Annotated in this window: 15 protein-coding genes, 2 tRNA genes and 1 rRNA gene; 3 read left to right on the top strand and 15 right to left on the bottom strand. The window is 39.8% G+C overall.

The genetic code is table 11. The annotated features are described in order from the left end of the window. Positions 1–259 precede the first annotated feature (259 nt). From AC0JIQ_RS00090 to tyrS, 5 genes are all read right to left on the bottom strand, one after another. Positions 260–335 (bottom strand) — tRNA-Ala (locus AC0JIQ_RS00090). A gap of 55 nt (positions 336–390) precedes the next feature. Then, positions 391–467: transfer RNA gene (locus AC0JIQ_RS00085), tRNA-Ile, on the bottom strand. 59 nt (positions 468–526) lie between these two features. Continuing rightward, a 16S ribosomal RNA gene (locus AC0JIQ_RS00080) occupies positions 527–2,063 on the bottom strand. 498 nt (positions 2,064–2,561) lie between these two features. Beyond that, positions 2,562–4,685, bottom strand: a complete 2,124-nt coding sequence (locus AC0JIQ_RS00075; protein ID WP_474202269.1) for an AAA family ATPase — start codon at positions 4,683–4,685, stop codon at positions 2,562–2,564. 524 nt (positions 4,686–5,209) lie between these two features. Further along, positions 5,210–6,442, bottom strand: coding sequence for a tyrosine--tRNA ligase (tyrS, locus tag AC0JIQ_RS00070; protein ID WP_152630146.1), 1,233 nt, complete (start codon positions 6,440–6,442; stop codon positions 5,210–5,212). A 61-nt stretch (positions 6,443–6,503) separates the two neighbouring features. On the opposite strand from tyrS, the gene AC0JIQ_RS00065 reads away from it, so the two are divergent. Beyond that, positions 6,504–7,631, top strand: coding sequence for an anhydro-N-acetylmuramic acid kinase (locus AC0JIQ_RS00065; RefSeq protein ID WP_474202268.1), 1,128 nt, complete (start codon positions 6,504–6,506; stop codon positions 7,629–7,631). 50 nt (positions 7,632–7,681) lie between these two features. Here AC0JIQ_RS00065 and erpA read toward each other — a convergent pair whose 3' ends face one another. From erpA to AC0JIQ_RS00035, 6 genes are all read right to left on the bottom strand, one after another. Further along, positions 7,682–8,017 (bottom strand): iron-sulfur cluster insertion protein ErpA, encoded by a 336-nt coding sequence (gene erpA, locus AC0JIQ_RS00060; RefSeq protein ID WP_474202267.1) that lies wholly within the window; start codon positions 8,015–8,017, stop codon positions 7,682–7,684. 122 nt (positions 8,018–8,139) lie between these two features. Beyond that, a complete protein-coding gene (locus tag AC0JIQ_RS00055) occupies positions 8,140–9,144 on the bottom strand; it encodes a putative solute-binding protein (RefSeq protein ID WP_004660574.1) in 1,005 nt (334 codons plus the stop codon). 285 nt (positions 9,145–9,429) lie between these two features. Then, positions 9,430–10,437: a putative solute-binding protein gene (locus AC0JIQ_RS00050; RefSeq protein WP_474202266.1), complete on the bottom strand. Its 1,008-nt coding sequence runs from the start codon at positions 10,435–10,437 to the stop codon at positions 9,430–9,432. Between the two features lie 216 nt (positions 10,438–10,653). Then, positions 10,654–11,655 (bottom strand): putative solute-binding protein, encoded by a 1,002-nt coding sequence (locus AC0JIQ_RS00045; RefSeq protein ID WP_050041824.1) that lies wholly within the window; start codon positions 11,653–11,655, stop codon positions 10,654–10,656. A 223-nt stretch (positions 11,656–11,878) separates the two neighbouring features. Further along, positions 11,879–12,892: a putative solute-binding protein gene (locus tag AC0JIQ_RS00040; protein ID WP_004660569.1), complete on the bottom strand. Its 1,014-nt coding sequence runs from the start codon at positions 12,890–12,892 to the stop codon at positions 11,879–11,881. A 52-nt stretch (positions 12,893–12,944) separates the two neighbouring features. Then, a complete protein-coding gene (locus tag AC0JIQ_RS00035) occupies positions 12,945–13,952 on the bottom strand; it encodes a putative solute-binding protein (RefSeq protein WP_474202265.1) in 1,008 nt (335 codons plus the stop codon). A gap of 211 nt (positions 13,953–14,163) precedes the next feature. On the opposite strand from AC0JIQ_RS00035, the gene AC0JIQ_RS00030 reads away from it, so the two are divergent. Next, on the top strand, positions 14,164–16,092 hold the full coding sequence (locus AC0JIQ_RS00030) for an ATP-binding cassette domain-containing protein (RefSeq protein WP_474202264.1): 1,929 nt from the start codon (positions 14,164–14,166) through the stop codon (positions 16,090–16,092). A gap of 312 nt (positions 16,093–16,404) precedes the next feature. Continuing rightward, positions 16,405–16,962: a VTT domain-containing protein gene (locus tag AC0JIQ_RS00025; RefSeq protein WP_474202263.1), complete on the top strand. Its 558-nt coding sequence runs from the start codon at positions 16,405–16,407 to the stop codon at positions 16,960–16,962. Positions 16,963–17,075: 113 nt separating this feature from the next. Here the strand turns inward: AC0JIQ_RS00025 and gyrB are convergent, their stop codons facing one another. From gyrB to dnaA, 4 genes are all read right to left on the bottom strand, one after another. Next, positions 17,076–19,544, bottom strand: a complete 2,469-nt coding sequence (gyrB, locus tag AC0JIQ_RS00020; RefSeq protein ID WP_474202262.1) for a DNA topoisomerase (ATP-hydrolyzing) subunit B — start codon at positions 19,542–19,544, stop codon at positions 17,076–17,078. Positions 19,545–19,592: 48 nt separating this feature from the next. Then, the gene (recF, locus tag AC0JIQ_RS00015; protein WP_474202260.1) at positions 19,593–20,675 is read right to left on the bottom strand and encodes a DNA replication/repair protein RecF; all 1,083 of its coding nucleotides are present in this window, start codon (positions 20,673–20,675) and stop codon (positions 19,593–19,595) included. A 27-nt stretch (positions 20,676–20,702) separates the two neighbouring features. Beyond that, positions 20,703–21,851, bottom strand: a complete 1,149-nt coding sequence (dnaN, locus tag AC0JIQ_RS00010) for a DNA polymerase III subunit beta (RefSeq protein ID WP_474202259.1) — start codon at positions 21,849–21,851, stop codon at positions 20,703–20,705. 90 nt (positions 21,852–21,941) lie between these two features. Continuing rightward, a complete protein-coding gene (gene dnaA / locus AC0JIQ_RS00005) occupies positions 21,942–23,345 on the bottom strand; it encodes a chromosomal replication initiator protein DnaA (RefSeq protein ID WP_346512020.1) in 1,404 nt (467 codons plus the stop codon).

The following is a 23,345-nucleotide window of genomic DNA, read 5'->3' as shown; positions in this document are numbered from 1 at the left end:
CAATCTAAATTCATATACCAAAACGCTTGATTCAGTGTTTTTGCTAGTTCTCATTTTGTTCTTTCGAACAAATGAGTGAACAATTTATTTCAGACTCAATTTTCTAATCTGTTAATGATTAACTACCACCTCGTCGGTGAGCAGTAAACTGTGATAAATCACAGAGATTAATAAACCAGTCAACTTGGACTGTATTCACTAAACTCTATAATCTTCTTAGCTTTGAATTAAGTTCGTTTTTACAAACTCTTTTAATTCATGGTGGAGACTAGGAGAGTCGAACTCCTGACCTCCTGCGTGCAAAGCAGGCGCTCTACCAACTAAGCTAAGTCCCCAGCTTATCACTTAATGAACGACATATCTTTCAATCTAAGCTACTACAATCAGATTTGGTGGGTCTGACAAGACTTGAACTTGTGACCCCACGCTTATCAAGCGTGTGCTCTAACCAACTGAGCTACAGACCCTCAGATACATCTTCGAAGAACAACTTGTTGTGGATTCTTACCAGTCACCAATCTTTCGTTAAGGAGGTGATCCAGCCGCAGGTTCCCCTACGGCTACCTTGTTACGACTTCACCCCAGTCATCGGCCACACCGTGGTAAGCGTCCTCCTTGCGGTTAGACTACCTACTTCTGGTGCAACAAACTCCCATGGTGTGACGGGCGGTGTGTACAAGGCCCGGGAACGTATTCACCGCGGCATTCTGATCCGCGATTACTAGCGATTCCGACTTCATGGAGTCGAGTTGCAGACTCCAATCCGGACTACGATCGGCTTTTTGAGATTAGCATCCTATCGCTAGGTAGCAACCCTTTGTACCGACCATTGTAGCACGTGTGTAGCCCTGGCCGTAAGGGCCATGATGACTTGACGTCGTCCCCGCCTTCCTCCAGTTTGTCACTGGCAGTATCCTTAAAGTTCCCATCCGAAATGCTGGCAAGTAAGGAAAAGGGTTGCGCTCGTTGCGGGACTTAACCCAACATCTCACGACACGAGCTGACGACAGCCATGCAGCACCTGTATCTAGATTCCCGAAGGCACCAATCCATCTCTGGAAAGTTTCTAGTATGTCAAGGCCAGGTAAGGTTCTTCGCGTTGCATCGAATTAAACCACATGCTCCACCGCTTGTGCGGGCCCCCGTCAATTCATTTGAGTTTTAGTCTTGCGACCGTACTCCCCAGGCGGTCTACTTATCGCGTTAGCTGCGCCACTAAAGCCTCAAAGGCCCCAACGGCTAGTAGACATCGTTTACGGCATGGACTACCAGGGTATCTAATCCTGTTTGCTCCCCATGCTTTCGTACCTCAGCGTCAGTATTAGGCCAGATGGCTGCCTTCGCCATCGGTATTCCTCCAGATCTCTACGCATTTCACCGCTACACCTGGAATTCTACCATCCTCTCCCATACTCTAGCTTCCCAGTATCGAATGCAATTCCCAAGTTAAGCTCGGGGATTTCACATCCGACTTAAAAAGCCGCCTACGCACGCTTTACGCCCAGTAAATCCGATTAACGCTCGCACCCTCTGTATTACCGCGGCTGCTGGCACAGAGTTAGCCGGTGCTTATTCTGCGAGTAACGTCCACTATCCAGTAGTATTAGTACTAGTAGCCTCCTCCTCGCTTAAAGTGCTTTACAACCAAAAGGCCTTCTTCACACACGCGGCATGGCTGGATCAGGCTTCCGCCCATTGTCCAATATTCCCCACTGCTGCCTCCCGTAGGAGTCTGGGCCGTGTCTCAGTCCCAGTGTGGCGGATCATCCTCTCAGACCCGCTACAGATCGTCGCCTTGGTAGGCCTTTACCCCACCAACTAGCTAATCCGACTTAGGCTCATCATTTAGCGCAAGGTCCGAAGATCCCCTGCTTTCTCCCGTAGGACGTATGCGGTATTAGCATTCCTTTCGGAATGTTGTCCCCCACTAAATGGCAGATTCCTAAGCATTACTCACCCGTCCGCCGCTAAGATAAGGTGCAAGCACCTCATCTCCGCTCGACTTGCATGTGTTAAGCCTGCCGCCAGCGTTCAATCTGAGCCATGATCAAACTCTTCAGTTTAAAATCATTAGTAGCTTATGGCTACAAATCTTGGCTCATCAATTTTCTGACTAAAAATTCGCTCAAATAAACTTCGAGAAATTTCTACCATTCAATCAATGAAATATTTTCGATCGATCAACCAGTAAAAATCCACACAAGTTGTTCTTCTATTCTCTTAATGATCTTCTTGATGATTCGTCATCATCAAGCTAGGTCGGCTATGTTACTCTAATTTATCTTAAAGTCAACAGGTAATTTAGATATTTTTAAAACCTATCAATCAATCCAAGAACCCAACCAATCTAGCCAAATCCTTGTTTCTCAACAAGTTTTTATCTGCATCACCGCCGATGGATGTGCATTCTACAGCATTCCCAAACCAATACAACCCCATTTTTTATTATTTCTTTTTGAACGATTGTTTTTCAGGCTAAATCTGCTTTTTTAGTGATAGATCGTATATTTTCCACACTAAATCAGCAGTTTTAGCCTTTTTGGTCGCTCATCTTTTCAGCATTAAGCTGATGCTGAAAAGCCTATTGTTTGAGAAACTTGGTATTTCACAGCCATTTCATCATTTAAATGCTGCAATATTTCATCGGCATTTTGAAATGGATGAAAACGGGCTTGTCGAATAATCACAGCAAAGTCTCCTGCACATAGGCGGTTAAGCTGTTTTAGTTTAACTGAAATCTGCTGTTCATTCATTTCAATACTTAACTGCTGACATACTTGCTTAAATAGCTGCAAGCGTTGTATGTAAGTTAAATAGTCAAAATGGATTTTGAAATCAAAGCGGCGCAAGGCGGCTTGGTCAAGATCATCAAAACGATTGGTGGTCGTAATCATAATCCCATTAAAGCTTTCCATTTGTACAAGGAACTCATTGACCTGAGCAATTTCCCAAGACCGAACTGCATTGCGCCGATCCTGAAGCAAACTATCAACTTCATCTAGCAGTAAGATCGCTTTTTGCTCTTCAGCTTCAGTAAATGCTTTTGCTAAATTTTGCTCCATCTCGCCAATATACGGTGACTGTAGGTCTGAACCTCGCTTAATCAGTAAAGGTTGCCCAATATAATCCGCTAACCAACGCGCAAATGCTGTTTTGCCCGTACCTGATGCACCATATAAACACAGTCGCCCAAAGCCATGTTGTTTAATCCCTGCTGCAATCTGCATCATGTTGGCTTTGGTATTGATATAGTCCAGATCATAGAATTTGGGTAAACCCGCACTATCATAGAACTTCACTCGCTGATGTCCTTGAGCCACCAATGTATTGGAAACCAGTTGCAGCATGGTATTTTGAACTTGTAGGCTTTGATTGGCACGTTTTGCGGCTTTTGCCACACGATAGGCACGGCGCAATAATGCTGGTGATAAATGAGCAGCATTTGCCAAAGCTTGCTGATGCTGATCACTGAGTTGATCACCACAGTATTGCTCAATCATCTTCATTCTTTGTTGTTTCGGCGGAATCGTGACCTCAAGGATCAAATCAAAACGACGCAAGAATGCTGGGTCAATCTGATCAGAATTGGATACCCAAATCGTTGGGGTACGATTCTGTTCCAGTATGCGGTTAACCCAAGCCTTTCGACTTTGTGCCGTACTTTTCATACCCGCGCCTTTTTCTGTGTCATTAAATACATCTTCAACTTCATCAAAAAGTAATAAAGCTGTCTGACCATCAAATACACTTTGCGCGGCACGATAGGCACATAATCGCCCTGTTGCAGTAATGGCATCACCATCCTCATCTTCACAGGCAATTTCAAATAGTTGTACCTGTAATGCCTCAGCCAGTACTTTGCACAACTGAGTTTTACCTGTGCCTGAGCTGCCATAAATAAAAATATTGACGCCCAATTGTGCCTGTTGTTTCACCTGTTGGAGATAAGCAAGCAGTAAATCCAATTGTGATTGAAGATGAGGGTAATCCTTTAGTGTCAACTCAGCTGCTGCACTTTTATTAATTGTGCCTACAAATAAGTCCATCACATCATTGGCTTTGACCAATAATTTATCCACCAACTGAGCAGAAACCAAATCCAATTTACTACGCAAATGACTGCTATATTCACGCTGTAAATGAATGAGTCCGCTTCGATGTAAGCATCCCTGTACTGCCAATGCCTGACGTACATCTTCATAAGGAACTGCCAAAATAATCGCTAAAGCTTTCATACTTTTTGCGGCGGTTAATGTACCCAAATGATCTGCAATATCATCGAGTAATTGTTCACTATGTACCAACACCACAAAACCAAGAATTAAACATTCAACTTCATTTAAGCCAAGCAATCGTTGCAACAGTTTCAGGTTATATGACAATTCCGCACTAAATTGAGCAGGATTTTGAACCTGTACAATTTCAGCCATCTGATACAGTTGAACCAATTCTTGATGTGCCAGTTGTGAATTAAATTGTTCACCCAATAAAGCTTCAGAAAAGCCTAAATGCTTAGCAATCCATTGATGACTAAAACAATTATCATTGATAAATTCTTTCGCACCACCGAGCTCAACCAAAATACGTAATGCCCATAATTTTGCTAAAGGGTGTACTTCAGTTAAATATCGATCTTCCTCTTGCTGCATATTTTGCATAAAAGGGTTATTCATAAAATCATTCATATTGTTTTGATATTATTTCTAAATGTCGTGCAGATTTAATCCTTGCCATTTTTATTTAAAGGCAATAATCATCTACAAGAACATATTAATTCTTGGGAAATAAGATTTAAATTTTTTACTTCAATTAAATCTAGATAATAGAAAATATTATCCTGTCTTTAAATAAAGCCGATAAAGTATGTTATTACACGCATGATTTCTCTCCCGAAGATGGCATACAGCCAAACATTCTTAAAACCAACAATCCATAATTGCTGTGTATTGGGTTAAATCAAGATATTATGGTCATCCTGCAACCAGTCATTGTTTTTGGACAATCTTGTCAAAGGCAACGGTACAAGATCAATATTGAAGTGAGTGGAGTTAAATAAAAGTCATTTTAATATTTAAGCGATTGACGCTGGATTTTGGCGTTATTCTAAAATGCTTATTATAAGATCGCAAGAGGTTTTATTGGGTATTTATAAAAAAATAATGCCCATTTTAACAAATGAGCATTATATAAAGATCATTTAAAAGTTAAATTAATCGGTAAATGTCACACGAGCAATCGCTTTTTTACCCGATTGGATAATTAAAGTGACATTCTCTTTTACAGAGAAGCTCATATCAACCACATTCCAGTCAACTTTAACCGCACCACGACCCACGGCATCTTTTGCAGCAGCTGCATTCGGATTTAAGCCTGCCACTCGAAGAATGGTTGCAATAAATAACTCACCACCAAACTCACCACGAGAAATCGTCACTTCTGGTGTATCTTCAGGTACTTCGCCTTCTGTGACACGGTTACCCGCGCTCTTATGTGCATTTTCAGCAGCTTCGGCATCATGAAAACGTTCAACTAGCTCAAGTGCTAAAATACGTTTGATTTCTTGTGGGTTACGACCCGCAGCCATTTCATCCAACAAGACTTTAATTTCATCCAATGACTTAAAGCTCAGTAGATCAAAGTAACGTTCAATCAAGCTATCTGGCATAGACAGGATTTTTTGATACATTGCACCTGGGGTGTCAAATACACCAATATAGTTGCCTAAAGATTTAGACATCTTATTGACGCCATCTAAACCTTCAAGGATTGGTACAGTGATGCAGACTTGTGATTCTTGACCATAACGACCTTGTAAAGTACGTCCCATGAGCAAGTTAAAGGTTTGGTCTGTACCACCTAACTCAACATCTGCTTCAAGCGCAATCGAGTCATAACCTTGTACCAATGGATAGAGGAACTCATGAATCGCAATCGGTTGATGGTTATTATATCGCTTAGTAAAGTCATCACGCTCTAACATACGTGATACTGTTTGCTGACTTGCTAATTGAATTAAATCAGCCGCAGTTTTTTGACTAAACCATTCTGAGTTAAAACGAACTTTGGTTTTATTTGGATCTAAAATTTTAAAAACTTGTTCTTGATAAGTCTTGGCATTGGCAAGTACTTGCTCTTGCGACAACGGCGGACGTGTTGCGCTTTTGCCCGTTGGATCACCGATCATGGCGGTATAATCACCAATCAAGAAAGTAACCTCATGTCCCAAATCTTGGAAGGTTTTTAATTTATTGATTAGAACCGTATGTCCTAAGTGTAAATCAGGAGCCGTTGGGTCAAAGCCTGCTTTTACACGGAGTGGACGATTCTCTTTCAGTTTTTTCAATAAATCTTCATCAGAGATAATCTCGTGCGTGCCTCGTTGAATGAGAGCAAGCTGTTCTTCGGCTGGCAAGAAATTTGACATCACAAAACCTAAACACATCAGTTATTCAATTTGTGCGATATACTAACATTTTTTCAGCATCTTGCAGGATAAGTTGTATATGAGCGCGATCTATATTGGTGTAATGACAGGCACGAGCATGGATGGTGTTGATATTGTTGCAAGTTCATTTGACCCTTTAACACTACATGCCACGCTGACTGTGCCTTTTGAGCCTGAATTACGTGATGAATTAATGGCCTTAACGCTTCCTGACGACAATGAAATTGATCGTATGGGTAAAGCCGATGTCGCTTTGGCACAAATGATTGGACATGGCATTAATACGCTGATTGAAAGGAACAATTTAGATCGTAATCAAATCAAGGCTATTGGTTCTCATGGGCAAACTATTCGTCATCGCCCTGAGCATGGCTTTACCTTACAAATTGGTGATCCAAATATCATCACTGAAATTACTCAACTCCCTGTCGTTTCTGATTTTCGTCGTCGTGATATGGCTGCAGGAGGGCAAGGTGCTCCTTTAGTACCAGCTTTTCATCAAGCATTGTTTCAGCATGACAGTATCCATCGTGTCATTTTGAATTTAGGCGGTATTGCCAATGTCAGTATGTTGCCTGCAAATGACCTTGACGGTGTTTATGGCTTTGATACAGGCCCTGCAAATATGTTAATGGATGCATGGTGTCATCGTCATACAGGGCATCCATACGATGAAAATGGCGACTGGGCTGCTTATGGTCATCCAATACGTTCCCTATTAGATCGATTGCACTCACACGAATACTTTTCGAAAGAACCTCCAAAAAGTACAGGTCGCGAAGACTTTAATATTGATTGGTTAGATGATCAACTGATCGATTGGCGCAATGATTTAACCTATGACGAACTAGAAGATACGCCTGAAAATATTCAAGCGACCTTACTGAAACTTACTGTAAGGGCAATTCAAAAAGCAGTCTATCGTTCTAGTATGGAAACAGGCGAACTCTACGTTTGTGGTGGCGGTGCTTATAATTCTTATTTATTGGAACAATTACGTTGGCGCTTACGCAAACACAATTGGTCAGTACAAACCACGGATGCCCTTGGCTTGGCACCAACATGGGTCGAAGCGACGGCGTTTGCATGGTTAGCCATGCGTTTCGTTGAACAACTTAGCGGTAATTTACCCACAGTAACAGGTGCATCGGGTGATCGTATTTTAGGTACGATTACGATGGTGTAAACAATAAAAAAGCTTCTCAAATTGAGAAGCTTTTTTATCTTTAGAATCTATTAAATCGAGAAAGATGATCCACAACCGCAAGTTGTCGTTGCATTCGGGTTTTGCACCACAAAGCGAGAACCTTCGAGTCCTTCAAGATAATCAACCACTGAACCAACTAAGTATTGATAGCTAAGTGAATCAACTAACATTTTAACGTCGCCATTGGTAAATTCAGCATCATCTTCATTAACACTTACAGCGAAATTAAAACCATAAGAAAAGCCTGAGCATCCACCACCCGTTACATAAACACGTAACATCAAGTCGTTATTCCCTTCACTTTCGCGTAATTGGCGAACTTTGTTGGCAGCATTATCTGACAATTCAAGAGCTTGGGCATTCATGGTAGATATTCCTCAGACTTCAATTCGTCTTTCATAAATAAAAGACCCGATATTCAGTATAGCATACTCAATATCGGGTCTGTATTTGAAGTTTAAAGTGCGATTAAGGACTTTTTAACAGATTATTTATAATTCTCTTCCTGCAAAGCACATTCAAAATTTTTGGCATCTTCGCGGCAACGGAATTGCCATAACAACTTCATCATACGCTTATCGTAAATTCCTTTTGCTGTAAGGTTAATACGTGCCTCACGCATTAATTTTTGATAGCCAGGTTTATCAGCAGGAGGTACTTCCATCCAGTATTTTTGTGGAATATCCGCTTTCATTTTACCCAAGATACCAAAAGCACGTGGCAATTGTGCCTTCACCCATTCTCTTGATTTTTGACCAAAACCTTCTGGGAATTTATCAGGATGAATAATTAAGTTACCCGTTACCTGTAAAATTGGATAATTGACAATCGCCCCTTTAGTACCTAAACCTTTGTAAAGTTCTAATGGTTTAAACGCGGCAGCAGGTGCACCAATGATATCAACCTGACCATTATTAAATTTAGCACCAAAATTAGTAATATCTGAACTTACAGCTTGAGCACCCACTTGTGAAGCCATAATTTTTTGTGCTTCATCATAGTCTAAAACCGCAATTTTTTTACCTGCAGCTTTTGCAACAGTATTGATATTACGGTCATTTACTAATAAATATGCATCACCAATCGGAATCACACCAGCCACTTCATATTTGCCATTCACCATCGCTTTGGCAAAAGTTGGACTCGCTAAACCTTGCATCACTTTTACAGCAAGCTTAAGGTCGGTGATTGCACCAATTGCATCTAATGAGCCTGTAAATGGGTTGAATTGGCGGCCTCGCATGCCTGTGATACTGACGCCATCACATTTCCCTGCTTTAAAATCTTCAGCAATTACAGCTTCATTCGTCGCTACTTTGAGTTCAATATCTGCACCCCAAGTTTTAGCTGCAAGCTGATAATCTTTCATTAATGCATACACATCGCCGCTTTTGCCTACGATGTCAAATACACACATTGTTTGTTTTGCTTGAGCTGCAACAGAGACAGCTGCTATGCCTGTCGCAAGTAGTAAAGGCTTAAACCATTGCATATTATTTTTCCTTTGCATCTATATTGTTTTGTTGCGAAACATTTACGTATATGAAGAGCAACGTTCTATCCTAATAAGGTCTTCAAATGAATATATGTTTAAATACAGTCGTTTTTAATCTTCCTGATTAAAACATATTTTAAATCTTCTCGATTTCATTTGGTTTTTTTATATGGGTATGATTGCGATATTTCTATATAAAGACAATGACTTAAATGACAAGCGCTTAAAAACAAAAAGCCTAGAAAAATCTAGGCTTTAAGTTACTTTTATAGCATTTAATGATTATTCACCAGGTAATGCACATTCAAAGTTCGCTTTGTCTACTGAACAACGTGCTTTCTTCAATACTGACATCATACCAGCATCATAAATACCACGTTTAGTCATTTCTAAACGACCATCACGCATTAATTTTTGATATTTTAACTTGTCTTCAGCAGTTAAGTTCATTTTGTATTTTGCTGGGATTTCAGCTTCATAACGCTTGATCATTGCGAAAGCTTTTGGAAGTTGCTTCACAAAATAATCACGAGATTTTTGGCCAAAACCAGCTGGGAATTTTTCTGGGCGTAACACAAGATCCGCAGTCACTTGTAATACTGGGAAGTTAAACATTGCACCGTTAGGACCTAAGCCTTTGCTCAACTCTAATGGCTTATATGCATAAGCAGGTGCGCCTACCATATCTACTTGTCCATTGTTAAATTTAGCAGCAAAGTTAGAAATATCAGAAAGTACAGCTTGTGCACCTACGCGTTGTACCATAATTTTTTGCGCGTCGTCATAACCCAATACTGCGAATTTTTTACCCGCTGCTTTTTCGATTGAGTTAATGCTCTTATCACGCACGAAAATGTAAGCCGCGCCTAATGGAGCAATACCACCAACTTCGTATTTATTACCACCAAGGTTAGTTACCATTTTTGCAGCATTACGTTCATCTAAAACATATGTAATCGCACGTTGAGCGATCTCATTACTTGGCGCACCGCCTAAAGAGTCAATAGAACCCGCAAACTTGTTATATGGACGAGCACGCATTGCTGTCATTGCTACAGCAGCACATTTACCCGCTTTAAAGTTATTATCAGCGACTTGTTCATCTGTGATTGCAAGAAGGTTTACATCAGCGCCCCAGCCTTTTGCTGCAAGTGCCCAGTCCTGCATCATTTTGTATGATTCACCTGACTTTCCTAATAAGTCGAATACACACACATCAATTGCTGCTTGAGTAGAAGCAGATACACCTAAGATTGAAGTTGCTGCAATAGCTAACGCAATTTTTTTCATATTTTTCATCCTTCCACAAACTTTATGTTTGTCTCCTTGTTCGAAGCAAATATTAATCATGTTTTTCAAAAAAAAATAGAGCTTGTGCTCTATTTTTATGTCAATAATGTTTACTTTTTGTCCTGTTTTATCTCATTCACTTATTTTCATAAACATATTTGTTATAAGTGATGACTTTCGTTAATCAATTTATAAATTCAGGAACAAAAACTATAACTATTCGCCACTCAAAGAACATTCAAAGTTAGTGCGTTCAACAGTACAACGTGCTCGTTTTAGGACGTTCATCATACTGGCATCGTAGACCCCTTGTCTGGTCAAATTCATTCGTCCATCACGCAACATTTTTTGATAGCGAATTTTATCTTCACTAGACAACGTAATTCTTTTCGCATTCATACCCGCTTCTAAGCGCTGTACCATTGCGAAATTACTTGGCAATTTGTTCACGAACCATTGTCGAGATTGGGTACCAAAACCACTTGGGAATTGTCCAGGACGAATAATTAAATCCCCCGTGATGTTCACAACTGGAAAATTAAATAATGCGCCATTTGCTAAACCTTTACTAATTTCTAAAGGTTTATATGCATATGCTGGTGCAGCAATTACATCAACCTGACCACTATTAAACTTCTTCACAAAATCTGAAATATCAGAGGGTACAGCAACAAGATTTATGCTTTCAACAATCGTTTTTTGCGCTTGATCATAATGTAAATACGCAAATTTTTTGCCTTTGGCCTTTTCAATCGTATCTATATTTTTATCACGTACGAAAATATAGGCTAAGCCAACTTGAATAATACCAACAACTTCGTATTTCTCACCATTAGTTGTTGCAGTTAAACGGTGTTGGTTACGCTTATCAAGCACATAAGTAATTGCTTTCTGTGCAATCGCATTGCTAGTCACTGCGCCTACAGCATCAACAGATCCTGCAAATTTATTATATTTACGAGCACGCATCGACGTCATATAAACCCCGTCACATTTACCCGCATCGAAATCTTTCTCCGCTTTTTCTTCATCTTGATAAGGTATCAGCTCAACATCAGCTTGCCATGTTTTTGAGGCAAGCTTCCACTCTTCAACAAGTTTGTAAGACTCGCCAGCTTTTCCCAATAGATCAAATACACAAATTTCTTGTTTTGCCTGTACAGGAGTGGTCATGACAAATAGAGTCGCAGCACTCAATGCCCAAATTCCTTTTTTCATCTTGTTTTCCCTTATTTGCTGTTTTTGCATATTTTTCCACCAAATTGAGACAAATATAGTCAAATTCTGCCCAAAAACCTAGTGTACTTATCGACATACGTCGGTTTTTTATGTTTTTTTACAAACCACATCACATTTTCACAAATGTTTTTGATGAATATTTTTATGGAGTGATCATTTATCAAAAATAATCACTCTATTTAACTTACATTACAAAAGCGAATTATTCGCCTCCTAAAGAACACTCAAAACTTGTTCTTTCTACTGTACAACGAGCACGTTTTAATACACTCATCATAATTGGATCGTAGACTCCTTGTTTGGTTAAACGAATACGGCCTTCTCGTAAAATTTTCTGGTAACGCACTTCGTCTTCCTTCGGAAGATTCAACTTATATTTATTTGGAATCCCATTTTCGAGACGTTTCACTAATGCAAAACTTCTTGGTAATTGATCAACATACCACTCTCTTGATTGTGCAGCAAAATTCGCCGGGAATTTCTCTGGACGAATAATCAAATCACCCGTAATGTTGACCACAGGAAACGAAAACATTGCACCACCTTTTGAAATTCCTCGCTCAATTTCTAAAGGTTTATATGCATAAGCTGGCGAAGCAATCACATCCACCTGATAGCTATTAAATTTTTTAACAAAATCTGAGATTTCAGAAGGCACGGAAACCATTTCCAAACTATCAACAATCTCTTTTTGTGCAATATCGTATTGCAAGTAGGCAAACTTTTTACCCTTTGCCTTTTCGATAGTATTTAAATTGCGATCGTGTACAAATACATATGCCAAACCAAATTGTAAAATACCCGCAACTTCATAATTCTGATTATCGACATTTGCCAATAAACGACGCTTATTTCTCTTGTCCAAAGCAAAACTAATCGCTTTTTGCGCGACATGATTGCTGGTTACTCCACCAATCGCATCGATCGATCCTGCGAAACGATTATATTTACGAGCACGCATCGAGGTCATATAGACAGCATCACATTTGCCAGCCTCAAAATCATTTTGCGCTTTTGCTTCATCTTGATAAGAGAGCAAACGAATATCTGCTTGCCATCCTTTAGCTGCAATAGCCCATTCTTCAGTAATTTTAAATGTTTCACCTGCTTTACCAAGTAAATCAAATACACATACATTTTGTTTAGCCTGAACTTGACCAGTTGCACTCATACCCATAAGTGCTAAGCCAGCCAAAACAAACAACCCCTTTTTCATTTCGTTTCCCTGCAAAAAAATCAAATTATCAAACACACAAAAAACTAAAAAATTATTCTCCACCAAGGGTACATTCAAAATTGGTACGTTCTACGGTACAACGCGCACGCTTTAAAACGCTCATCATACTGGCGTCGTAAATCCCCTTTTTAGTTAAACCAATTCGAGCTTCACGCAAAATTTGCTGATAACGCATTTTGTCTTCATTGCTCAGATTAATTTTATATTTCGCTGGTAGTTCAGCCTCAATTCTTTGGATTAATGAAAAATTATTATTCAAACGATTCAAGAACCAAGTTCTCGAATTTTGACCAAAGTTGCTTGAGAATTTTTCAGGACGAATAATCAAATCCATCGTCATGTTGACAGCTGGAAAAGTAATAATTGCCCCATCATTTCCCAAACCTTTAAAGAGTTCTAATGGTTTATAGGCATAAGCTGGTGCGGCCATAATATCGGCTTGGCCATTGTTAAATTTTTTAGTGATATCGGAAATGTCAGAAAGGACCGCTTGCCCCCCAAGGCTTTTAACAACGATTTTCTGTGCTTCATCATAGGCGAGAACAGCAAATTTTTTACCTTTGATCTGCTCAATGGTATCCATTTTTTTATCTTTAACGAAAATATAAGCCAGACCAATTTGTGAAATACCGACAACTTCGTAGACTTGATTACCTATACTACTGGTCAGACGACGTTGATTACGCTTATCTAAAGCAAAACTAATGGCTTTTTGTGCAATCGCATAACTCGGTACAGCACCAATCGCATCGACAGAACCTGCAAATTTGTTATAACTACGCGCACGCATAGACGTCATGTATACGCCATCACATTTGCCTTGTTCAAAATCATTCTCAGCTTGTGCTTCACTTTGATAGCTAATTAAATGAATGTCAGCGCGCCATGTTTTTGCAGCCAGTGCCCATTCCTCCATGGCTTTGTAGGCTTCACCAGACTTACCCAATAAATCGAAAACACAAATTGTGGTTGAGGCATTTACCTGAGTATTTAAACCCAAAAGTAGCATCGCCCCTAATGCAAGAATTCCATTCTTCATTCATAATCCTGTTTCTATATTTCTAGTCTTGTTACTTATTTTTTCATATAAACTAAATAATAATCTGATTTGAATGACAAAAGTAGAGCTTTTGCTCTATTTTTTATTGGTAGAATGATTTAATTCGATCAGTTTGATCTGTAATATAAAAATTTGCATTCATGGGCGATCACCTTAAAATGCAGCTATCTCTTCGCTATTTTGCATACTCATGATTCAATTTGACCAAGTTTCATTACGCCGTGGTGGGCGAGTTCTATTTCAAAAAGCATCGATGCAGCTTCACCCTGGCTGGAAAATTGGTCTTACTGGCGTGAATGGCGCAGGCAAATCAACACTATTTGCTGCTTTCTTAGGTGACTTGGTTGCAGATGAAGGGAATCTAACTCGTCCAGCAGTTTGGACTGTGGCACACATGGCTCAGGAAATTAAAGCCTTAGAAATGCCAGCAATTGATTTTGTTTTGTCTGGTGACGAAGAATATTGGGATATTCAAGAAAAATTAGCTCATCCAGATCAACTGAGTAATGATGATTTAGCCAAATTACATGGTCGATTTGATGAAATTCATGGTTATGCAGCACCTGCGAAAGCAGCCCAATTAATGGCAGGTTTAGGATTTCTTGACCATCAAATCCGTTTAAATGTCGCAAGCTTCTCTGGTGGTTGGCGGATGCGTTTAAATCTTGCACGCACCTTAATGAGTCGTTCAGACTTACTGTTATTAGATGAACCAACGAACCATTTAGATTTAGACGCCATCTTATGGCTAGAAGATTGGCTTAAAGCCTATGAAGGAACACTGGTCCTGATTTCGCATGACCGTGATTTTCTCGATGCAATTACGGATCATATTCTTCATATTGAAAATCAAGAATTAACATTATATACAGGCAACTACTCTACCTTTGAAACGACACGTAGCGAACGCTTAGCACAACAACAACAGGCTTTTGAAAAGCAAGAAGAAACGCGCGCCCATCTGCAAAAATTTATTGATCGCTTTAAAGCCAAAGCAACTAAGGCTCGCCAAGCGCAAAGCCGTATCAAACAGTTGGAACGCATGCAACAACTTGCGCCTGCTCATGTCGATACGCCATTTACCTTTAGTTTCCGCGAACCCACGAAAATGAGTTCACCCTTGCTGAGTTTAGATGCAGCGACTATTGGTTATGGCGATAAAATGATTGCTGAAAAAATTCGTCTGCAAATTACTCCAAGTTCTCGTATTGGTTTACTAGGGATGAACGGAGCGGGTAAATCAACCCTGATCAAAACTTTAGTCGGTGATTTGCCATTACTTGCTGGCGAACGTAAAGCCTCAGAATTACTCAATATTGGATATTTTGCTCAGCACCAGATGGATGCTTTAGATGCCAATGCTAGTCCAATGCTGCAATTGGCTCGTATTGCTGATAAAAAGATCAGTGAAGCCGCATTGCGTGCTTTTTTAGGTGGATTTGGCTTTAGTGGCGAACGTATGGATACGCCGTGTGAAAGCTTTTCAGGTGGCGAACGTGCTCGCTTAGCTTTGGCGCTAATCGTATGGCAGCGCCCAAATGTTTTAATTCTAGATGAACCAACCAACCATTTAGACTTAGATATGCGCCATGCTTTAAGTATGGCTCTACAAGACTTCGATGGTGCCGTGGTCCTAGTTTCACATGAACGTCAACTGATCGCCAGTGTCTGTGATGATCTACTTTTAGTACATGCAGGAAAATGTACGGAGTTTGAGGGTGATTTACAAGACTATGCTAAGTGGTTACGTGAAGCGCGCCAACAGCTCATTAATTCACAGAATGCAGTACAGCAACAAACAGTAGTGTCTCAAAATACAGCAGCTAAAGTTGACAAAGAAGCGCAACGTAAAGAAGCGGCTCGTCGTCGTGAAATAACTCGTCCTATTCGAAAAAATATTGAGAAAGCTGAAACTCAAATTGAAAAGATTCAGCCACGCTTAGCTGCAATTGAAAATGAATTAGCAGACAGCACTCTTTATGAAGCTCATCGTAAAGATGATTTGATTAAGCTGATGAATGAACAAACTGAGCTAAAATCTAAGCTAGAACAGTACGAAGAACAACTGTTAGAGTTGATGATGGAACTTGAAGAGTTAGAAAGTTCTTTTGAAGTTTAAAAATAAATGCCTAATTCTCTTTTTGGGAATTAGGCTTTTTCTAATCATAGAAGAATAAATAACAACATTACGATTTGCTTAGATACTAAAAAATAATAAGAACACCGATAAAAGTGTCATGATTCTGCCAATCATTTCAGATAAGGTCTAAATTGGAATTTTCTCATAAAATTGAGCTTTGGGTTCAGGCTAGATATACTCAACTCTATCATTTTAAAGTTATTACTTTTAAATGCACATCGAGAACTAAGTTCATTTTATATTTTTGTACTTCAATTTGGTGAGTACTCTATTTTGGATCATACAAACTGAATGAATTCTTTAGATTTTATTTTTAACTTTGAACATATTCTTCCCATTTTAATTCAAGAATATGGCTTATGGATTTATGCGATCCTATTTTTGATTATCTTTTCAGAAACCGCCTTTGTGTTTATGTTCTTTTTACCAGGCGATAGTCTTTTACTCACCGTAGGAGCTTTATGTTCAGTCATTGAGTTTATGCATCTCGGTTATATGATTAGCTTACTTTTTATAGCTGCGGCTTTGGGCTACATGGTGAATTATCACATTGGTCGCCATTTTGGTGACCGAATTTTTAATATGGAATCTCGATTTATCAAACAAGAATATCTAAAGAAAACTAATACATTTTTCTTAAAACATGGTGGGAAAACTATTCTATTGGCTCGTTTTATTCCTTTTGCTCGTTCATTTGCACCCTTAGCTGCGGGTTCAAGTAATATGAATTATACCCATTTTGTCATTTATAACATTTTAGGTGCATTGCTTTGGATCAGTGTTTTAGTGACTGCTGGTTATTTATTTGGACATGCACTCATTCAAGTCAGCGATTTAGTTGAAACCTAATCAACGGAATGTTCCACGTGAAACATTCATATAAGAAAAAGGCGATGCATCAAGCATCGCCTTTTTGTTATATACGAGAGAAATAATACAAACTAAATCTCACATCAATTTAATTAAGCATCAATATCCGCATTCAGCGCATTTTCTTCGATAAAGGCACGACGTGGTTCTACATCATCACCCATCAAACAAGAGAACATACGATCTGCTTCAATTGCATCATCAATGGTCACTTGCAACATATTTCGATTTTCAGGATCCATCGTCGTTTCCCAAAGCTGCTCAGCATTCATCTCACCCAAACCTTTATAGCGTTGGATCATCATGCCACGGCGAGAGTCTTGTAAAATATGTTGCCAAACTTGATGGAAATTACTGACCTGAATACGACGCTCGCCTTTTTGCAGATAAGCTCCTTCTTCAAGTAACTTAAACCAGCTCTTCGAATTCTTCAATAAACGCGCATATTCAGCAGAATTTAACAGACCAGCATCGAGTAAATACGAATGCGGTAAGTTGTGTACATAGACAGTAACACGTGGCCAATAATGTGCTGATTTCTCGCCCTGCGCATTTTCACGTTCAAACGCTTCTAATGTAATCTCAGGGCGTAAGCTTGGTTGTAACTTTTCAATTGCAACACGTAATTGCTCAGCCCATGATTCAACATAGTCACGTTCATGATTGTGATCTGCTTTAAAGGCATCAAGCTCAAGTAAACCATCCAACAAACTTGCAGGATAACGTTGAGTGAGGCGTTGTAAGCTCTTTTGTGACACTTGATAGTCAGCAATAACGCTCGCTAATGCTGCACCATTAATCGCTGGTGCTTCAGCGCTAACATGTAATGCAAGTTCATCAATCGCATTCGAAATCAAGTAAGTTTCAAGTGCATCATTATCTTTGATGTACTGCTCTTGCTTACCTTTCTTCAACTTATACAATGGTGGCTGTGCAATATAAATATATCCACGCTCAACCAATTCTGGCATTTGACGGAAGAAGAAGGTCAATAACAAGGTACGAATATGTGAACCATCCACGTCCGCATCGGTCATGATAATGATTTTGTGATAACGTAATTTGTCTGGGTTATATTCTTCACGTCCAATCCCACAACCTAAAGCAGTGATGAGCGTACCAACTTCTTGACTTGAAATCATTTTGTCAAAACGCGCACGTTCAACGTTCAAGATTTTACCTTTCAACGGTAAAATCGCCTGCATTTTACGGTTACGACCTTGTTTAGCACTACCGCCGGCAGAGTCACCCTCGACTAGATAAAGTTCAGACAATGCTGGGTCTTTTTCTTGACAGTCTGCCAATTTACCAGGCAAACCTGCGATGTCTAAAGCACTCTTACGACGGGTCATTTCGCGTGCTTTACGCGCTGCATCACGCGCACGCGCCGCATCAATGATCTTACCTGCAATCGATTTCGCTGCTTGTGGATTTTCCAATAAATAAGCAGAAAACTCTTTGTTCATGGCCTGCTCTACCGCAGGTTTTACTTCGCTCGAAACCAATTTTTCTTTGGTTTGTGAAGAGAATTTAGGATCAGGTACTTTCACTGAAATAATTGCAGTTAAACCTTCACGGGCATCGTCACCTGTGACAGCAACTTTTTCTTTTTTCAATAAACTTTCATTTTCCATGTAGCTGTTTAAGCCACGAGTCAATGCCGCACGGAAGCCTGCAAGGTGAGTACCACCATCTTTTTGCGGAATGTTATTGGTAAAGCAACGTACATTTTCTTGATAACTATCGTTCCACTGCAACGCAACTTCAACCCCAATACCATTGTCAGCATCAACGGTAAAATGAAAAATATCATTCAAATGGTGTTTGCCTTCGTTAATATATTTAACGAATTCAGATAAACCGCCTTCATAGTCATAAACATGCTCAAGATTGACACGCTCATCACGCAAAACGATTCGAACACCTGCATTCAAGAAAGATAGCTCTCTTAAACGACGTGCCAAAATATCGACACTAAAAATGGTTTGGCTAAACGTTAGCTCACTTGGCCAAAAACGAACCGTTGTACCCGATTTATCTGTTTCACCAATCACACGTAATGGATATTGTGAATCACCATGCTGATATTCTTGCTCGTGAATTTGTCCAGCACGATAAATTGTAAGTTGTAATTTTTTTGATAAAGCATTTACAACTGAAACGCCTACGCCGTGTAAACCGCCTGACACCTTATAGCTATTATCATCAAACTTACCACCCGCATGCAGAATGGTCAAAATCACTTCTGCCGCAGATATCCCCTCTTCTGGGTGAATATCTGTTGGAATACCACGACCATTATCGGATACGCTGACCGACTCATCCTCATGTATCGTGACTAAAATTTCATCACAATGCCCTGCTAACGCTTCATCAATGGCATTATCCACCACCTCGAACACCATATGGTGCAAACCTGTACCGTCATCAGTGTCACCGATATACATACCAGGACGTTTACGAACCGCGTCTAATCCACGTAAAACTTTGATACTAGAGGAATCATAAGCTTTTTCATTTGATTGTTCTGTTTGAGAGACTGATTGAGACTCTGAACTCATGGTTACTCCCTAGTAAATATTAATCTATCCAAAAATGAGGAAATAAAATTATGGTGCAGCAAGACTGACTTGACCGTGAACAACGTGGAATAATTGAAAAGAAATCGACAAATCCTGTAAGTGTTTTAATACCGACGCATGGTCTAAGGTGGTCATAAAAACTTGACTTCCTAACTGACTCAATCGCTCAATTAACCGTTGTTGTGCGGTCTCATCTAACTCTGCTGTCAGATCATCTAATAATACCACAGTTTCCTTATTACTCGCATGCAGCATTGCAATTTGTGACAGTTTTAATGCCATGATTAACAACTTTTTTTGCCCACGAGAGAGTACATCATCAGCATTGCCAAAAGGTGTTTTTAAACGCAGATCAGCACGATGCGGACCATACTCAGTATAACGCCGATCCAGATCTTTTTGATGCTGCTGAACCAAGTCTTGCAATAGACCTTGCTCAGTATGAAAACCAGGATTGTATTCCAGTTCTATATCAAGATTAGGTAGCAGTATTTTTAAATCTTCATGGAAAAATTGGTTCCATTGCTCAACAATACTGACCCGTTGTGAATGCAACATTTCACCATAATCACTGAGCATTTTATTCCAAGGCTCTAAATCAGCCAAAGTCAGATTACGCCGTGTTTTGAGTAAACTATTACGTTGTTTGAGTGCGCGAGAATAATACTGCCATGCAAAATAGAATTCAGGTTCCACGTGGAACATTAACCAGTCTAATAACTGTCGTCTTGGCTTTGCGCCATGATCAATAATATCGGTACTTTGTGGATCGATATGCTGTAAAGGTAATAATTTTGCCAGTTGACCTTGAGTCGCAATGGTATCGCCATTGACCTTAATCACCTGTTCGCCCGAAGCCAACTTCTGCATACCAATACGTTCAGTGGCAGATTGCGCAAAAACAATCGCATCCCCTGCTTCATATTGAATGTAATGTTTTGGAATATGGGTGCGAAAAGAACGCCCTGTTGCCAGTAAATGAATAGCCTCTAGAACTGAAGTTTTTCCAGAACCATTTGCGCCGTAAAAAATATTAAACGGTTGCAACTCATGGAGTGCAACCGTCTTTAAATTACGTACACGTTCGATATTTAAACGCGTGATTTGCATGCTTTAAAACTCAAACACCAATCGCCATTAAACTCGCATTGGCATCACGACATAAGTTTGATCAGGATGTGCTGGGTCTTGAACAAGCACCGACTGATTGGCTTCACTCATGCTCATTTTCACGTCATCACCATCCAGCACGCCAAGTACTTCAAGGATATATTGCGCATTAAATGACATTTCTAAAGGTGCATCTTGATATTGAATTGCAATATCTTCGACCGCTTCATCTTGCTCCGGGTTATTGGCACGCAACTGCAATGAATCTTGATTAAAATTCAAGAAAACACCACGAAGTTTTTCATTACTTAAAATAGCAACACGTTGTAAAGATTGCTTAAAGACATCATGAGCAATAAAGACATGCTTGTCACCATTTTTAGGAATCACACGGCGATAATCAGGGAACTTTCCATCAATTAGTTTAGTGGTGAAACGCACGGTAATAACGCCCTGCTCTTTATCACGGCTTGGCGTATTGATGGTGACATTCAACAATTCACGTCCAATCAACAGAGTCAACTGCTCATCTTCAATACTCAGTAAACGTTGTAACTCTCCAACAGCTTTACGAGGTACGATCGCTTGAATTGGTGCAGATGCAGTTGATGAAGCAGCAACTTCACACAAAGCTAAACGATGACCATCTGTTGTTACTGTACGCAATTGATTTTGATCAATTTCCAACAACGTACCGGTTAAGTAAAAACGTACATCTTGAACTGCCATCGCAAAGGCTGTTTTTTCAAATAAACGTTTTAATTCACGCTGAGTGACTTGAACCTGAGTACCTTGACTATTGTCAGTCGTAAGTAATGGATAATCTTCTGCTGGAAGGGTACCCAATACGAAACGGCTATTGCCTGATTTTAAAATACAGCGTTGGTCTTCTGTTATTTGCAAATCAATCAAAGCTGCTGTCGGAAGGGATTTACAAATTTCGACGAGTTTACGTGCAGGAACTGTTGTTTCACCTGCTTCTAAACAAGCACCTTCAGATAAAGTCGTACTTGCAACTAATTCAACTTCTAAATCAGAACCCGTAATCGTTAAGGCCTGTTGAGTGGTTTGAATTTTGACATTTGAAAGAATATTCAAGGTATGGCGACGTTCAACAGCCCCCACCACATGTGATAAAACATTGACTAAACTTTCTTTAGCGATTTTCAAACGCACGATTTTATTCCTCTTACAACAGAAGCTGATATGAATGTTAGCAGTGTACTATGCTGCACTTAAAAGTAGTTTGCAACTCTGAAAAATAGATTAACTTTGTAACAGACGAAGTAAGTTTTTATAATCTTCATTAAAAATTGGATCTTGTTCTCGCAAGCTGACCACTTTTTCACAGGCATGCATCACGGTACTATGATCACGGCCACCAAATGCCATTCCAATCTCAGGAAAACTATCCCCTGTCAGCTCTCGGGCTAGCCCCATCGCTAATTGGCGTGGACGTGCATAAATACGGGTACGCTTAGGTCCAATTAATTCTTTTAATGGGATACGGAAATATTCACTGACGACACGCTGAATATTTTCCACACTAATAGTGCGTGCACGAATCGCTAAAACATCTTTTAATGACTCACGCACCACATCCAAATCAATCGCAGTGCCTTTAAAACGTGAAATAGCCACCACCTTATTGAGGGCACCTTCAAGTTCACGAACGTTTGCGACCACTTGTTGTGCAATGAATAAAGCACAATTTCGTGGCAAATCTACCCCACTATTTTCAGCTTTTTTTAGCAAAATTTCGATACGGGTTTCAATATCTGGTGGCTCAACACCAACAGATAATCCCCAAGAGAATCGGGAAACCAAACGTGGATCCAGTTCCGTGAGTTCTTTTGGATAACGGTCTGAGGTTAAAATAATTTGTTTAGATTCATCCAATAAGGCATTGAATGTATAGAAGAATTCAACAAGGCTTGCTTCTTTACCAGCAAGCAAATGAATATCATCAACCAACAATAAATCTAAAGAACGACAATTTTTCTTAAACTCTTCAACCTTACCTTTCTGTAATGAACTGACAAAGTCTTGTACAAAACTTTCCGAGGTCATATACATGACACGTGCATTCGGTTTGGCTTGTAAAAGTGCGTTCCCTACGGCTTGCATCAAGTGTGTTTTACCCAAACCTGTAGGACCATATAAAAATAAAGGATTGTGCTGAGATGCGCCTAATTGGGTTAATACCTTACGGCAAGTCTCAGCAGCCATTTGGTTAGAACGGCCTTCAACAAATAAAGAGAATGTAAATAATGGGTTGAGTTGTCTTTTCTTTGGTATTTTCGTGACATTTTGACTTGGTTGCACCAAATCAGTTTCTTTCTTAGCTTTAATAGGAACAGTTGGAGTGGTTGGGGTGTTACTTAAAGCAGCAGTCGTGGTTGCAGGTTGCTCATGAGAAGACAAAATAGTACCTGGACGCGAATCAACCAAGATTTCAACCTGACGTACTCGACCTTCCGATAATTGCTCAGCAAGAATTGAAATTAACTCTAAATGGTTGTCTTGAATATAACGTGTCCAATATGGATTAGGTGCATATAAACGCATCACACCGTCAACTTCTTCAGCAACTAAAGGACGAATCCACATCGCAAAGACGTTGTCAGAGAGCTCTTGTCGCAAGCGAGTTAAGCAGTCTGTCCAGAGCAT

This window comes from Acinetobacter sp. FB (assembly GCF_056033405.1).
Note: the sequence above shows the minus strand (reverse complement) of the source record. Positions and strands in the feature narration are given on the sequence as shown.